Source organism: Bradyrhizobium canariense (genome assembly GCF_900105125.1).
Taxonomy (GTDB): domain Bacteria; phylum Pseudomonadota; class Alphaproteobacteria; order Rhizobiales; family Xanthobacteraceae; genus Bradyrhizobium; species Bradyrhizobium canariense_A.
Map to the genome: position 1 here is coordinate 6,590,278 of NZ_LT629750.1, position 13,836 is coordinate 6,604,113.

The window sequence follows — 13,836 nt, forward strand, 5'->3', positions numbered from 1 at the left end:
CGCGTTGTCCTAACGCGAACCGGCATTCACTTCGCTTGAAAACGCTGCGCAATGGCCTAACCGCCGGTCATCGGCGGGAAAAAAGCGATCTCGCGCGCACCGGCAATCATGCTGTCCGGCTTGACGTGGGCGTGGTCGATCGCAGCGCGGATCACCCGCGGCGTTTCGAAGGCATAAGCGTAGCTTTCGCCGCGCCGTGCCAGCCAGCCGATCAGATCGTCAATGGTGCGGACGTCTGCCGGCGGCTCGATGGTTTCCTCGGCCTTTCCGACCCGCTCGCGCACCCAGGCAAAATACTTCACCTTCATCCCTCGTCCTCCTCGATGAGGTGACGGATGCCGGCGCGGAAATAGTCCCAGCCGGTATAGATGGTGAAAATCGCGGATATCCACAATAGCAGCAGGCCGAGTTGGGTCGTGATCGGAATCACCGCGTCACCGGCCTCGCCAGCGAGCAGGAAGCCGATTGCGATCAACTGAACCGTGGTTTTCCATTTGGCGAGCTTGGTTACGGGCACGCTGACCCGTAATCCCGCGAGATATTCCCGCAGGCCTGACACGAGAATTTCGCGGCACAGAATCACGATCGCAGCCCATAGCGTCCAGCCGTGGATGATCCCGTCGGCTGCCAGCATCAGCAGACAGGACGCCACCAGCAGCTTGTCGGCGATCGGATCCAGCATCCGGCCAAAGGCTGAATGCTGGTTCCAGATTCTCGCATAATAGCCATCAAGATAATCGGTAATGCCGGCCGCGATGAACACGGCCAGTGCCACCCAGCGCAGCCATAGCGGTCCATCCATGATGGCTTGCGCATAAATGCAGCCCACCACCACCGGGATCGCGAGGATGCGGGCGCAGGTCAGGATATTCGGCAGGGACAGCGAGCTCTTGGCCGTCCCCCTGGTTGTCGCGATGTTCATCCGCCTTACCAATACCGCCGCAGCATGAAGGTCAACCGTACGGCACTCGAGACCTGCTGTAGACCACGCAAATATGACGCCAGACCCTGCCTTTAACCCGGCTGCGCATGGAAAAACTCGAAAATCTTGCGGGCGCTTTCCGCGCTGACGCCCGGAACCTTGCCGAGATCGGCGATCGACGCCCGTTCGATTTCCTTCAACGTTCCAAAATGATGCAGCAAGGCACGTTTCCGTGACGGGCCGATGCCCGGAATCTCCTGCAAACCTGCTTCCCGGATGTCTTTTTTCCGGAGTTTCCGGTGCGAGCCGATCACGAAACGATGCGCCTCGTCGCGCAGCCGCTGGATGAAATACAGCACGGGGTCGCGCGGTTCGAGCTTGATGGCCTCGCGATCCGGCATGAACAGGGTTTCGCGGCCGGCGTCGCGATCGGGCCCCTTGGCGACCGCCAGCAGCGACACCTGGGTCAGGCCGAGACTCTCGAAAATCTCCCTGACCGCGTTGAGCTGACCGCGGCCGCCGTCGATGATGACGAGGTCAGGCCATTGCGGAAACGAATCGTCGTCCGCCTTGGCTTTGGCGGCGTCGCCGTCCGCGGGCGTCACCAGCCGCTTGAAGCGCCGCTGCAGCACTTCGCGCATCATCGCGTAGTCGTCGCCCGGCGTCAGGCCTTCGGACCGGATGTTGAACTTCCGGTACTGATTTTTGATGAAGCCGTCCGGCCCCGCCACGATCATGGCGCCGACCGCGTTGGTGCCCTGGATGTGGCTGTTGTCGTAAACTTCGATCCGCTTCGGTGGATGCGGCAGGCCGAGCGTCGTGACCATTCCCTGCAACAGCCGGCCCTGGGTTGCGGTATCGGCGAGCTTGCGGCCGAGTGCCTCCCGGGCATTGGTCAGCGCATGCGTGACCAATTCCTTCTTTTCACCGCGCTGCGGCGTCGAGACTTCGACCTTGAATCCGGCCTTGACCGAAAGCGCATCGGCCAGCAATTCGATTTCCTCGATCTTGTGCGACAGCAGCACGAGTTTCGGGGGCGGTTTGTCATCGTAGAATTGGGCGAGGAACGAGGCCAGCACCTCTTCCGGGGTGAATGATTTCTCCGCGCGCGGAAAATAGGCGCGGTTGCCCCAGTTCTGTCCGGTGCGGAAGAAGAACACCTCGACGCAGGAATATCCGCCCTCCTGATGGATTGCGAACACATCGGCTTCCTCGACCGTGCGCGGATTGATGCCTTGCTGTGACTGGATCGCCGACAGCGCCGCGAGGCGGTCGCGGTAGACCGCCGCCGTTTCAAACGCGAGCTCGGCCGAGGCCTTTTCCATCTCGCTGGCGAGCTCTCGCTTGACCGAGCGGCTGCGGCCGGAAAGGAATTCCGTCGCTTCGCGCACCAGCTCGGTATAGCCGGGAAAATCGATCTCGCCGGTGCATGGCCCGGCGCAGCGCCGGATTTGATAGAGCAGGCAAGGCCGGGTGCGGCTTTCAAAGAACGCGTCGGTGCACGAGCGCACCAGAAACGCGCGCTGCAAGGCTGTGATGGTGCGATTGACCGCCCCTGCCGAGGCAAACGGGCCGAAATACCTGCCGGGACGCGATTGCGCGCCGCGATGTTTGAGAATCTGTGGTGCCCAGTGGTCCCCCGTGATCAGAATATAGGGAAACGATTTGTCGTCGCGCAGCTGCACGTTGAAGCGCGGGCGCAACTGCTTGATCAGATTGGCCTCGAGCAGCAGGGCCTCGGTTTCCGTCGCGGTGGATATGATCTCGACGGTAACGGTGGCTGCGATCATGCGCAGAATGCGCGCCGGCTGGGGCGCGTTGACGCGGGCATAGGAGGAGAGCCGCTTGCGGACGTTCTTGGCCTTGCCGACATAGAGCACGTCGCTGGCCGCATTGAGCATGCGATAGACGCCGGGAGAGGTCGGCGCCAGCCGTACCGCATTCTCGATCGCGGCGTGTCCAACCGCCAGCGGGCCTGCCGCGATGGCCTCGGTGGGTTCCTCCGGAACGTCGGGCAGCCGCGCCTCGTCGTCGTCCTCGGCGATCGCGGTCGCAGGATCGATGTCGCCGGCGGACGCGTCCTGCGGCGGCACATCCGCCTCAACGCCGAGCCGGGGCTTCCCGGGACCTGATGTTGCCGGATCTTCAGTAGAATCGTGGGCCATGGCCTGAATTTAAGCGCTGGGAGCGCAGATTTGAAGTTCCTGGCGATCGCCGCGCGCACAGATCAGGAACGCCATTGCGCCACTCCCTTCAAGGTAAGGCTTTCTTAAGAATGATGAGCGGAACGGTAACTGCCCTTAACAAGCCTTTAACTTAAAACTCTCGATAAATCTGATCAGAAAAAGCGGGAATTCCGTAACCATGCGGGCCTCGGACCGCCGCGGTCGCTGCTGTTGCGTAGTGGAGTATTCTGATGAGCAAGGTTGCTTTGCGTGGATTGGCGTTGATCGCCGCGGGCTGGACCATGTCGGCGCAGGCGGCCGACCTTTCCTACGGATCGCGTGCTCCCTATACCGTCAACCAGCCGCTCAACGCCAATAGTTGGGCCGGTCCCTATCTCGGCGGCAATCTCGGCTACGCCTGGGGCTCCGTCGACAACAATTCGACCAGCCCGTCGGGTGTCGCGGGGGGCGTTGAGGGCGGCTATAACTGGCAATCGGGTCAATTGGTGTTCGGCATCGAAGGCGATCTCGAGGCCACCGGCGCCGATGATACATTCGCGCCCTGGAAATTCTCGAACCCGTGGTTCGGAACGGTGCGCGGCCGGGTCGGCTATGCCTTCAGTAACATCCTGCTCTATGGCACCGGCGGTCTGGCATTCGGCGAACTGCGCGGCGAGACGTTCGGCCTGTCGGAATCCCACACCACCGCGGGTTGGACCGCGGGCGTCGGCGCCGAAGTCGGTTTCGCCCAGAACTGGAGCGCCAAGATCGAATACCTCTATGTCGATCTTTCGGACGAGCGCTTCAGCATCACCGGTGCGTCGAACGGCTACCAGTTTGGCCTGCTGCGCGCCGGCGTGAACTATCATTTCTGATAGCAACAAGAAAATATAATCTCGCAACCTCCCGGCCGCTTTTGCGGCCGGGATTTTTTTATCGCCGACGCGATACGCACATCAGGACGAAATCACCAAATTGACCGCCTTGGGGCCCTTGCCCTTCTTGTCCGGTTCAACTTCGAAAGTGATGCGCTGTCCTTCGGACAGATCCTTTAATCCCGCGCGCTCGACCGCGGTGACGTGAACGAACACATCGCGTCCGCCGTCATCGGGCTTGATGAAGCCATAGCCGCGCTCAGCATTGAAGAACTTGACCGTCCCAGTCATGGCCATAGGGAAACTCCCCGCTCCGCCGCTACGCGCCTTGCGTATCGGCCCGACCGGACATTCGCTGCCGGAAAGCTTGGCCATCACTTTGCGGATTAGGCGACACCGCCGATCCGTCTTGAAAAAAATTAGAGGCCTAATCACTCCGCCGCTACCATTCGCGGAAGCGGAACGTAAAGCCAGTCCTAATGACGCTAAGCATAATACGGTTTGCCGCGAATTGCCTACGGCTCAAATCGGACTTTTCACAGCGGGTCGGCTTGAACGGACCGCGGCCCGGCCAGACTAAGGCTTGGGTACTTCAAGCCTGAACCGGCCGGCACCGCCCTGGCCGAGCGGCTTTTCGAGCTCGGGGAGGATCGCCTTGAGTTCGGCTGCCAGCATCCATGGTGGATTGACCAGCAGAAGACCGGCCGAGGCCAGCGCCGCGCCCGCGGCTTGCGGCGCGACGCTGAATTCCAGACGCAGGCATTTTCCAGGCGATGCGCCGGTCGAGACGACCTCGGCGACATACCGCGCCAGATCGTCGGTGGCGCGCCGGCTTTTCGCCGGATACCACAGCAAATAGCTGCCGGTCGGCCATTTCGCGAAGGCCGCGGCGAAACCCTCGGCCATCCGCTCGAACTCGTCCTTGGCCTCAAAGGGCGGATCGATCAGGACCAGGCCGCGCCGCTCGTTCGGCGGCACGAAGGCCGGTAACGCCATCCAGCCGTCGAGGTCGACCACCTTGGCCTGGGTATCGCGGCGCAGGGCCCCGATCAGATGCTTGCGCGCGTTCGGTTCGATCTCGCACGCGGTCAGGCGATCCTGCGGCCGCAGCAGCGCGCGCGCGATCAGCGGTGATCCCGGATAGGCCGTCAGGCCGCGCTGCGGATTGAAGGCTCTGACGATGTCCAGATAGGGCGCCACCAGGGCGCCTGTGGCTTCCGAAAACCGCGCCTGCATCACCCGCGCGATGCCGGTGAGCCATTCGCCGCCGCGCTGCGCTTCCTCGGAGGTCAGATCGTAGACGCCTGCACCGGCGTGGGTATCGATGACGCGGAACGCGGCCGGTTTTTCCTGCAGATAGGTCAGAATCCGCACCAGCACGATGTGCTTGATGACATCGGCAAAGTTGCCGGCATGAAAGGCGTGACGGTAATTCATCAGAAGATCGGCGGACCTTTGGAGAAGCTGCCGTACCTTCTACGCGTCATGGCCGGGATTGTCCCGGCCATCACGATCTAAATTAGCCGCCCCGCATCGGAGGCATCGACACCTGGTCGCGCCGGCAGGCACGGCGATCGATCTCCTCGCAGGAGCGGAATTGCAGGTCCTTGCTCATGCAGACGCGCACTTCGCTGAGCCGCGTCCGGTTGCAGGTCACGGCGATGGCGGATGCGCTGAGGCCGGGATTGACCTTGATGAAGGCGTCCTCGATCTCGGACGGCGCCACCGTCTTCGCATCCGACAGCTGGAGATATTCCTCGGGGATTTTCACCGCCGCGCGCGCCTTGCGGATGGTTTCGAAATAGGCGCGTTCGTCCAGTCCCGAACAGGTGCCGTGCTTGTCCCATTCGTTGTAGATCAGGCCGGGCGCCGGCATCAGGTCGAGCATCGACGTCATGATGTTGCGATCCAGCCGCGGCGACGGCCGCTGGCAATACTCGGGAAAGCCGTGCTCATATTGCGGCCATAGCCCGTGCACCACGAAGGAAAACGGTCGTCCGCCGCACTGAGCCTGCGAACGCCGGCCGCTGCCGCGCTCCTCCGCCTCTTCGCAGAAGGAAGGCGACCACGACAGCGACAGCACGTAATAATCGAACTCGCCGGGCGCGTTCTGCCGGCGATCCTGGGCCGATGCCGTTCCCATGCAGAGCAGTGCCGTAGCGGCAAGCAGGCCGCACCAGGCCAGCCCTGAAATCCAAAACCTCGAAACCCAAAACCTCAAATTTCGAGTTCGCCGAAAATGAAACATGATGACGCCCCTTGCCTGGACCGGTCGGAAGCCTAGCAGCCGATCGGAACATTTCAAGAACAAAATAGCACCGAGGCCACGCGGGCCTTCCGTGCCATCAGCGGAATGATCGGGGAGAGGCGACCAGATTGAGGCTTCTACGGGCGCGCGGACCGGCAGTTAGGGTTATAGGCCCAATTGCGGTCGAGCCCGGTAACGCACCATTCGACGCCCTGGCCGAAACTGGAAAATCCACCGTCCTCGATAATCGAGTAGTGCACGTGACGCAGCTTGCCATCACTGAGCATTGCGCTGGCGCTGCAATAGCGACGCGGGATGTTATCGGACTGCCAGGGTCGGAACGCGGTCTCGCGAATGTCGCCATAGGCGGTGATCGTCAGATCGGAATTCCAGAAGGTGCTTTCTTTCTCCTGGAATTGCGAACTGATGGTCGATAGCGCGGCTTCGCACGGGGCTACCCGGCCGTCATATTTCGGGCCGGAGAGCCAGAAGTTCAGTTCGAACGGATTGGCCGCCTCGGCCGCCTGTCCGAACGCAAACAGGCCCAAAACAACGCCGATCGCGGCGCCGAGAGCCAACTTTTTGGGAAATGTGAAGAGGTCGCGCATGGGAATCCGCCGCTGATCCGAGGCGCGGACGGTGCCGCGAACCCTCGGCGCGGTCAAGTGCAACGCGGCAACACCTGCCGATAACTCGGCGTCGGCCGCTCCGCCGTTCTTTTCACGGCGATGGATGCGCTTTAAGGTGGCCCCGTTGAAATGGAGTCTGCGATGCGAATGATTCGGGCCGCGAGCTTGGTTGCCGTATGCGGGATGCTGGCGTGTTCGCCGGTTCGCGCCGATACCGTTCCCCCCTTCAAGGGCAACGACACCGGCGGCATCATCGCTTATTCATTGACCGGCCAGACCGATATCCGCTCGCTTGCGATCGATCACTGTGCGCAGTACGGCAAGGTCGCGAAATTCCTCGCGATCGAGCCCCATTATGGCGGCTATATTTCGTTTGCCTGCCGCTGGGTGCCGTATGACGCCGGCGGTCGGCCGTTGCGCACCCGCTACTGACAGGGGCTAACTCGCCCCTCGCAAGAGATTGACCGGAAGCCACAACATGACGCGTCAGCTTTTTTCACTGGGTCTGGCGTCTTGCTTGTTGGCGCTGCTGCCGGCGTTCGGCGCATGCGCGGATGAACTGCCGATTCGCAAGGCGGGTCTGTGGGAAATGAAGATGGTACGGGCCGGCTCGTCGATGCCGGAGGTGACCATGCAGCATTGCACCGACGAGGCCACCGACAAGGAAATGAGCACGGCTTTCTCGCCGATGTCGAAGGAAGTCTGCTCCAAGAAGGATATCCAGAAGACCGCGACCGGTTATGTCAGCGATTCCGTTTGCGGCGCGGCCGGCGTCTCGATCACCTCGCACGCCGAGATCACTGGCGATTTCAATTCCGCCTATACCGTCAAATCCACCGCGCACGCCGAAGGCGGCCCGGCCGCCATACAGGGCGATCACGTGACGACGATCGAGGCGAAGTGGCTTGGCGCCTGCAAGCCCGACCAGAAGCCCGGCGACATCGTGATGCCCGGCGGCCTCAAGATGAATATCCATGACATGGAAAAGCTGAAGAACTTGCTGCCCAAGCTGTCGAAGTAACGGGCAACAGCGCTTTCAGGCAAAAGCCGGCGCCGAAAGCGATCCGGCTGGGATCGGCGAAGGCAATACGTCAAAATAAATCAGCTAAACCGGTATCCGGACCGTGGCGCGAAGGCCGCCCATCGGGCTGTCGCCGAGCATGATGTCGCCGCCATGCGAGCGCGCGATGTCCCGGGCAATCGCAAGGCCGAGTCCCGTACCACCCTCGTCCTGGTTGCGGGCGTCGTCCAGCCGCAGGAACGGCTTGAACACTTCTTCGCGCATGTCGGATGGAATGCCCGGCCCGTCGTCGTCGACCGTCACGGTCAGATAGCGGTGATCGCGGTGGCCCTTGATGGCAATCGCATTGGCATGCCGGGCCGCGTTCGACACCAAATTGCCGAGGCAACGCTTGAACGAAGCAGGCTTGACCGTGACGACGGGCAGTCCATGAAACTGCACGGTCGCGCTGTGGCCGTTGCGTTCGGCATCGCTGCGCAATTCCTCCAGCGCCTTGGCCATGTCGGTCGGCTGCGCGTTCTCGCCGCTGTCGCCGCGCGCAAAGGCGAGATAAGCCTCCAGCATTCCGGACATTTCGTCGACGTCCTTGCGCATGCCGTCGACCTCGGGACTGTCGCCGATCAGCTCCAGTTCGAGTTTGAAGCGGGTCAGGATGGTGCGCAGGTCGTGCGAGACGCCGGCCAGCATCGCGGTACGCTGCTCGATCGAGCGTTCGATGCGGCCCTTCATCTCGAGGAACGCCTGCGCGGCACGACGCACTTCGCGCGCGCCGCGGGGACGGAAATTCGGCGCTTCGCGGCCCTTGCCAAAACTTTCGGCGGCATCCGCCAGCCGCAGGATCGGCCTGATCTGGTTGCGCAGGAACAACACCGCGACGATCAGCAGGATCGAGGAGGTGCCGACCATCCAGAACAGGAATATCTCCGAATTGGAGGCATAGGCCGCGCTGCGCTGGGCGAAGATGCGCATGACCGCGTCGTCGAGCTGGATGCGGATCTCCACCAGATTGGAGTTGCCGACGGTATCGATCCAGAACGGCTTGCCGATCTGTCGTCCAAGCTGCCGCGAGAGCGACTGGTCGAGCAGCGAGAAGAACGGTTTCGGACCCGGCGGGGGCAGGTCTCCGACGGGCAGGAAATCAAGCACCAGGTTCAGCCGTTGCTGGGCGATACGCCGCAACAGCGCGTGATCCTTGTCCTGCGGATAGGCGTTATAGACGTCGATCAGGCCGGCGATGTCCTGCACCACTGAAGCCGACAGGCGCCGCGTGACGGTGTTCCAGTGTCGCTCCATGAACACGAACGCCACCACCGACTGCAGCACCACCATCGGCACGATCATGATCAGCAGCGCGCGGGCATAGAGTCCCGTCGGCATCCAGCCTTTGAACGCGTTGCCCATCCAGCCATTGGCCGCGGAGACGCGTCGCGACGCGGTGCGGATCAGGGTCAGGCCGGTGTCGAGCGTGCTCATTGGTGAGGATTTATCGGCAATGATTAAGGCGATGCGACGAGTCGATAGCCGACGCCGCGTACCGCCTGAAGGAACAGCGGACTGGCGGGATCGCGCTCGATCTTGCGCCGCAGCCGGTTGATCTGCACGTCGACGGCGCGCTCGTTGACGGAGCCGTCGCCGCCGGTCAGCGCGCCGCGCGGCACGGTCTCGCCCGGCGTCGCCGCCAGGATGCGCAACATATCGCGCTCGCGGTCGGTGAGATGAATCACCTCGTCGCCCTGGCGCAGCTCGCCGCGCTCCAGATGATAGACGTAAGGCCCAAACGCGATCGACTCCAGTGTCTCCACCGGAGGCGGCGCGGTGCGCTTGAGAATATTGCCGATGCGCAGCACCAGTTCGCGCGGCTCGAACGGCTTGGCGACATAATCATCGGCGCCGATTTGCAGGCCCTCGATCCGGCTTTCCGCTTCATGGCGCGCCGTCAGCATGATGATCGGCACCGACGACGAGGTGCGGATGAAGCGGGCCAGATCGAAGCCGGTCTCGCCGGGCATCATGACATCGAGAATCAGCATGTCGAAATGCAGCCCGAGCAGTTTGGCGCGGGCATCCTTGGCGCTCATCGCGGTGGTGACGCGGTAGCCTTCACCGGACAGAAAGCGCGACAACAGGTCGCGGATGCGGCGGTCGTCATCGACCAGCAGCAGATGCGGGGCATCGTCGGCCGGTTGCGGCGGCGATTGAAGTAGGGTTGCAGCCTGGGCCACGATCATTCCTTTACGGTTGGATTGCCGGGCTTGAGGATGATTTCCAGCACCTTGTCCGGATCGTCGTGATCGATCATGGCGCGCAGGAACTGCCTGACCGCGTCCTCGCCGGCCGGGCTGATGTCCCGCAACGCATTTGTGATCCGGTCGGTCTGCAGCCCCGCGAGCTTTGCCACCAGCGCCTCGCCCTTTGCAGTGGCGAAAAGAAGGCGCTGCCGGCGGTCGTTATTGCCGGTTCGCTGCACGATATAGCCTTCATCGAGCAATTGCTTGAGAACGCGTCCCAGCGATTGCTTGGTGATGCGCAGCACGTCGAGCAGATCTGCGACCTTCAAACCGGGGTAACGGTGGACGAAATGCATGACGCGGTGATGCGCCCGGCCGAAACCGAACGCTTCCAGCTCATGATCGGCGTCGCCGACAAAATCCCGGTAGGCGAAGAACAGCAGCTCAATGATATCCCAGCGCAGCTCGCCCGCCCGCGGGGCAGGGGAGCCGGATGATTCCCTCAAATTCGGGTCGGCCGATGGGCCTGAGAAATTTATGTCAGTCATGTTGACATATCTTGGGTTCAATGTTACAAAACCGCCAGTCGCCGCGAAATATTAGATCGTTCTGCGTTTCGTGGCGTCCCAAATCGCTGGGAAACCCGCAGGTTGCGGCACCGGCTCGTGAATTCCACCGCCGCGCGATTGTCGAGCGGCATTTCGACAAACATACTGGACTTCGTGCATTCCGCCAAAGCGGAAACCGGCCTAAAACACCGGGATGAGCGAAGGTCAGGCGTAGAAAATCATTAACGCCGCCGCTCAGGGCGCGGACAGCGTCAATCCGGGAGAGAGCCCATGGGAGTTTCGTTCGACAAGATCGATGGCGCCACCTGGTTGAAATTCGACATCCAGCCTGCGACGAATCCGACTCCTGAGAAGGAGCGCGCGGCAAGGCTCGTGGACCCGGGCTTCGGCCGGGTTTTCACCGATCACATGGCTGTGGTCCGCTACGATCAGGCGAAGGGCTGGCATGGCGCGCGCGTCGAATCCCGCGCGAATTTCCCGCTCGATCCGGCCCTGGCCGTGCTGCACTACGCGCAGGAGATTTTCGAAGGCCTCAAGGCCTACAAGCGCGACGACAGCGGCGTGAACCTGTTCCGCCCCGATGCCAATGCCCGGCGCTTCCGGAGTTCGGCTGAGCGCATGGCCATGGCGCCGCTGCCCGAGCCTGTGTTCATCGAAGCGGTCGAGCAGCTCGTGCGCATCGACCGCGCCTGGATCCCAGGCGGCGAGGGCAGTCTCTACCTGCGGCCGTTCATGATCGCGAGCGAGGTCTTCCTCGGCGTGAAACCATCAGCGGAATACATCTTCGCCGTCATCGCCTCGCCGGTCGGCTCCTATTTCAAGGGCGGACCTGCGCCGGTGTCGATCTGGGTGTCGGAGAACTACACGCGCGCCGCGATCGGCGGCACCGGCGCCGTCAAATGCGGCGGCAACTACGCCGCGAGCCTGCGCGCGCAGGCCGAGGCCATCGATCACGGCTGCGATCAGGTGGTTTTCCTCGATGCGGTCGAGCGCCGCTACATCGAGGAACTCGGCGGCATGAACGTCTTCTTCGTGTTCGACGACGGCTCGCTCTCGACGCCGCCGCTCGGCACGATCCTCCCGGGCATCACCCGCGATTCGATCATCGCGCTCGCGAAGGATTCCGGCACCCGCGTGCGCGAGGAGGCCTACACGATCGAGCAGTGGCGCACTGATGCCGCCAGCGGAAGGCTGAAAGAGGCCTTCGCCTGCGGCACGGCGGCCGTTATCTCGCCGATCGGCAAGGTGTGTTCCGCGAGTGGTGATTTTCTCATCAGCGGCGGCGCCGCCGGGCCCGTCGCCATGGGGATGCGCAAGAAGCTGGTCGACATCCAGTACGGCCGCGCGGCGGATCCGCACAACTGGATCAAAAAGGTGCTGTGACCAGTGCGTCATTCCGGGATGGTCCGCAGGACCAGACCTCAGATGCGCAATTGCGCATCGGGGAATCTCGAGATTCCGGGTTCGCGTCTTCGACGCGCCCCGGAATGACGACGTACCAATAACAGCAACGGTTGCCGCATCGCGCGTCGGCTGATACCAACGCCGCCCATGGCCGATAAACCCAAAAAACCGCAAAAACTCCGTGCCCGCCTGCCGCGTGGGCTGGCTGACCGCGGCCCCGCCGAGATCGCCGCGACGCGGGCGATGGTGGAGAAAATCCGCGCCGTCTACGAACTCTACGGCTTCGAGCCGGTGGAGACGCCGGCGATGGAGTTCACCGACGCGCTCGGCAAATTCCTGCCCGACCAGGACCGGCCCAATGAGGGCGTGTTCTCGTTCCAGGACGACGACGAGCAGTGGATCTCGCTGCGCTACGACCTGACCGCGCCGCTGGCGCGTTACGTCGCCGAAAATTTTGACAGCCTGCCGAAGCCGTATCGCAGCTATCGCGCCGGTTATGTCTATCGCAACGAAAAGCCCGGTCCCGGCCGCTTCCGCCAGTTCATGCAGTTCGACGCCGACACGGTAGGATCAGCTTCGCCCGCCGCCGACGCCGAGATGTGCATGATGGCGGCCGACACGATGGAAGCGCTCGGCATTCCCCGCGGCAGCTACGTGGTGAAGGTCAATAACCGCAAGGTGCTGGACGGGGTGCGAGACGCCATTGGCATTGCTGACGATGGTCAATGGCTGACCGTTATGCGTGCGATCGACAAGCTCGATCGGTTGGGTATTTCCGGCGTTCAGCAATTGCTAGGGGAAGGCCGCAAGGATGAGTCCGGCGACTTCACGAAGGGCGCTGGACTTAGCCGAGCTGACATCGTTTTGATTACCGGCGTCATCGAGCCAGTAGATGATGCCGAAGAGAAAGATGCACAGATCGCTATTCGTCTTCGTGATAGCAAGATTGGTCAGGACGGCCGTGCGGAGCTGGCAGAAATAAACAGACTCGTTGCGGCGTCTGGCTATGGTGCAGATCGAATTCGCATCGATCCGACTGTCGTCCGCGGTCTCGAATATTACACCGGCCCTGTTTACGAAGTTGAACTGACGCTCGAAACCAAAGACGAAAAAGGCCGTCCCGTCCGCTTCGGCTCCGTTGGTGGCGGCGGGCGTTATGACGGCCTCGTCTCGCGCTTTCGCGGCGAGCCGGTGCCGGCGACCGGATTTTCCATCGGCGTGTCGCGGCTGCAGGCTGCGCTCACAATGCTGGGCAAGATCGACACCACGCCTGAATTCGGTCCCGTCGTGGTCACGGTGTTCGATCGCGATCGCGTCGCGGACTACCAGAAAATGGTCGCGCAGCTTCGCAACGCTCCTGTTGATCCGGCAAAGCCGGATGGTCCTCGCATCCGTGCCGAGCTCTATCTCGGCAATCCCAAGAACATGGGCAATCAGCTCAAATATGCCGACCGGCGCAATAGCCCGTGCGTGATCATCCAGGGAAGCGATGAGAAGGACGATCCCGCTGGGCCGCAGGTTCTGTTGAAGGACCTCATCCTTGGCGCCGAGCTTGCAAAGCTCGAAAAAGACCGCGAGGAATATTTACAGAAGCAGGGCGAGGCCCAGACCAAGGTGCCGCAGGCCTCGCTGGTCGACGAAGTGCGCAAGATCCTTGATAAGCACGGCGTGAGGTGGAATTAGCTAAGGCCGTCATGCCCGCGAAAGCGCGCATCCAGTACGCCGTGACGTCAAGTTGAACGGAAGCGGCGCGGAATACTGGATCATCCGCTTTC

General features: G+C 62.3%; 15 protein-coding genes. 5 read left to right on the forward strand and 10 right to left on the reverse strand.

Annotated features, from left to right (window positions below; translation table 11 throughout):
* Positions 1-56 precede the first annotated feature (56 nt).
* The 3 genes from moaD to uvrC all read right to left on the reverse strand — a co-directional run bounded on the left by moaD (position 57) and on the right by uvrC (position 3,087).
* The gene (moaD, locus tag BLV09_RS31140; protein WP_146690130.1) at positions 57-308 is read right to left on the reverse strand and encodes a molybdopterin converting factor subunit 1; all 252 of its coding nucleotides are present in this window, start codon (positions 306-308) and stop codon (positions 57-59) included.
* The gene (gene pgsA / locus BLV09_RS31145) at positions 305-922 is read right to left on the reverse strand and encodes a CDP-diacylglycerol--glycerol-3-phosphate 3-phosphatidyltransferase (RefSeq protein ID WP_100386056.1); all 618 of its coding nucleotides are present in this window, start codon (positions 920-922) and stop codon (positions 305-307) included. Before pgsA ends, moaD begins: the two co-directional genes overlap by 4 nt.
* A 92-nt stretch (positions 923-1,014) precedes the next feature.
* Positions 1,015-3,087 (reverse strand): excinuclease ABC subunit UvrC, encoded by a 2,073-nt coding sequence (gene uvrC, locus BLV09_RS31150; protein ID WP_146690131.1) that lies wholly within the window; start codon positions 3,085-3,087, stop codon positions 1,015-1,017.
* A gap of 251 nt (positions 3,088-3,338) precedes the next feature.
* Here uvrC and BLV09_RS31155 point away from each other — a divergent pair, with 251 nt between their 5' ends.
* Entirely contained in the window at positions 3,339-3,962 is a 624-nt protein-coding gene (locus tag BLV09_RS31155; RefSeq protein WP_100386058.1) for an outer membrane protein, read from the forward strand.
* Between the two features lie 81 nt (positions 3,963-4,043).
* Here the strand turns inward: BLV09_RS31155 and BLV09_RS31160 are convergent, their stop codons facing one another.
* The 4 genes from BLV09_RS31160 to BLV09_RS31175 form a co-directional block, all read right to left on the reverse strand.
* Positions 4,044-4,259: a cold-shock protein gene (locus BLV09_RS31160; protein ID WP_100387477.1), complete on the reverse strand. Its 216-nt coding sequence runs from the start codon at positions 4,257-4,259 to the stop codon at positions 4,044-4,046.
* Between the two features lie 279 nt (positions 4,260-4,538).
* Entirely contained in the window at positions 4,539-5,399 is an 861-nt protein-coding gene (locus BLV09_RS31165) for a 23S rRNA (adenine(2030)-N(6))-methyltransferase RlmJ (protein ID WP_100386059.1), read from the reverse strand.
* Between the two features lie 82 nt (positions 5,400-5,481).
* Positions 5,482-6,210, reverse strand: coding sequence for a ribonuclease T2 family protein (locus tag BLV09_RS31170; protein WP_146690132.1), 729 nt, complete (start codon positions 6,208-6,210; stop codon positions 5,482-5,484).
* 137 nt (positions 6,211-6,347) lie between these two features.
* Positions 6,348-6,818: a hypothetical protein gene (locus tag BLV09_RS31175; RefSeq protein WP_146690133.1), complete on the reverse strand. Its 471-nt coding sequence runs from the start codon at positions 6,816-6,818 to the stop codon at positions 6,348-6,350.
* Between the two features lie 162 nt (positions 6,819-6,980).
* On the opposite strand from BLV09_RS31175, the gene BLV09_RS31180 reads away from it, so the two are divergent.
* Together BLV09_RS31180 and BLV09_RS31185 are read left to right on the forward strand one after the other, a co-directional pair.
* Positions 6,981-7,271 (forward strand): hypothetical protein, encoded by a 291-nt coding sequence (locus BLV09_RS31180; RefSeq protein ID WP_146690134.1) that lies wholly within the window; start codon positions 6,981-6,983, stop codon positions 7,269-7,271.
* 46 nt (positions 7,272-7,317) lie between these two features.
* Positions 7,318-7,860 carry a DUF3617 domain-containing protein gene (locus tag BLV09_RS31185; protein WP_146690135.1) on the forward strand — a complete coding sequence of 181 codons (543 nt, stop codon included), beginning with the start codon at positions 7,318-7,320 and terminating at the stop codon, positions 7,858-7,860.
* A gap of 84 nt (positions 7,861-7,944) precedes the next feature.
* Here the strand turns inward: BLV09_RS31185 and BLV09_RS31190 are convergent, their stop codons facing one another.
* The 3 genes from BLV09_RS31190 to BLV09_RS31200 are packed head-to-tail and all read right to left on the reverse strand — an operon-like array spanning position 7,945 to position 10,636.
* A complete protein-coding gene (locus tag BLV09_RS31190; RefSeq protein ID WP_100386063.1) occupies positions 7,945-9,333 on the reverse strand; it encodes an ATP-binding protein in 1,389 nt (462 codons plus the stop codon).
* A gap of 23 nt (positions 9,334-9,356) precedes the next feature.
* Complete coding sequence (locus BLV09_RS31195) at positions 9,357-10,088, reverse strand: response regulator (RefSeq protein ID WP_100386064.1); 732 nt, start codon at positions 10,086-10,088, stop codon at positions 9,357-9,359.
* On the reverse strand, positions 10,085-10,636 hold the full coding sequence (locus tag BLV09_RS31200; RefSeq protein ID WP_146690136.1) for a MarR family winged helix-turn-helix transcriptional regulator: 552 nt from the start codon (positions 10,634-10,636) through the stop codon (positions 10,085-10,087). The genes BLV09_RS31195 and BLV09_RS31200 overlap by 4 nt, the downstream gene beginning before the upstream one ends.
* Before the next feature lie 291 nt (positions 10,637-10,927).
* Here BLV09_RS31200 and BLV09_RS31205 point away from each other — a divergent pair, with 291 nt between their 5' ends.
* A complete protein-coding gene (locus BLV09_RS31205) occupies positions 10,928-12,040 on the forward strand; it encodes a branched-chain amino acid aminotransferase (RefSeq protein WP_146690137.1) in 1,113 nt (370 codons plus the stop codon).
* A 168-nt stretch (positions 12,041-12,208) separates the two neighbouring features.
* Positions 12,209-13,744, forward strand: coding sequence for a histidine--tRNA ligase (gene hisS, locus BLV09_RS31210; protein WP_146690138.1), 1,536 nt, complete (start codon positions 12,209-12,211; stop codon positions 13,742-13,744).
* Positions 13,745-13,836 lie beyond the last annotated feature (92 nt).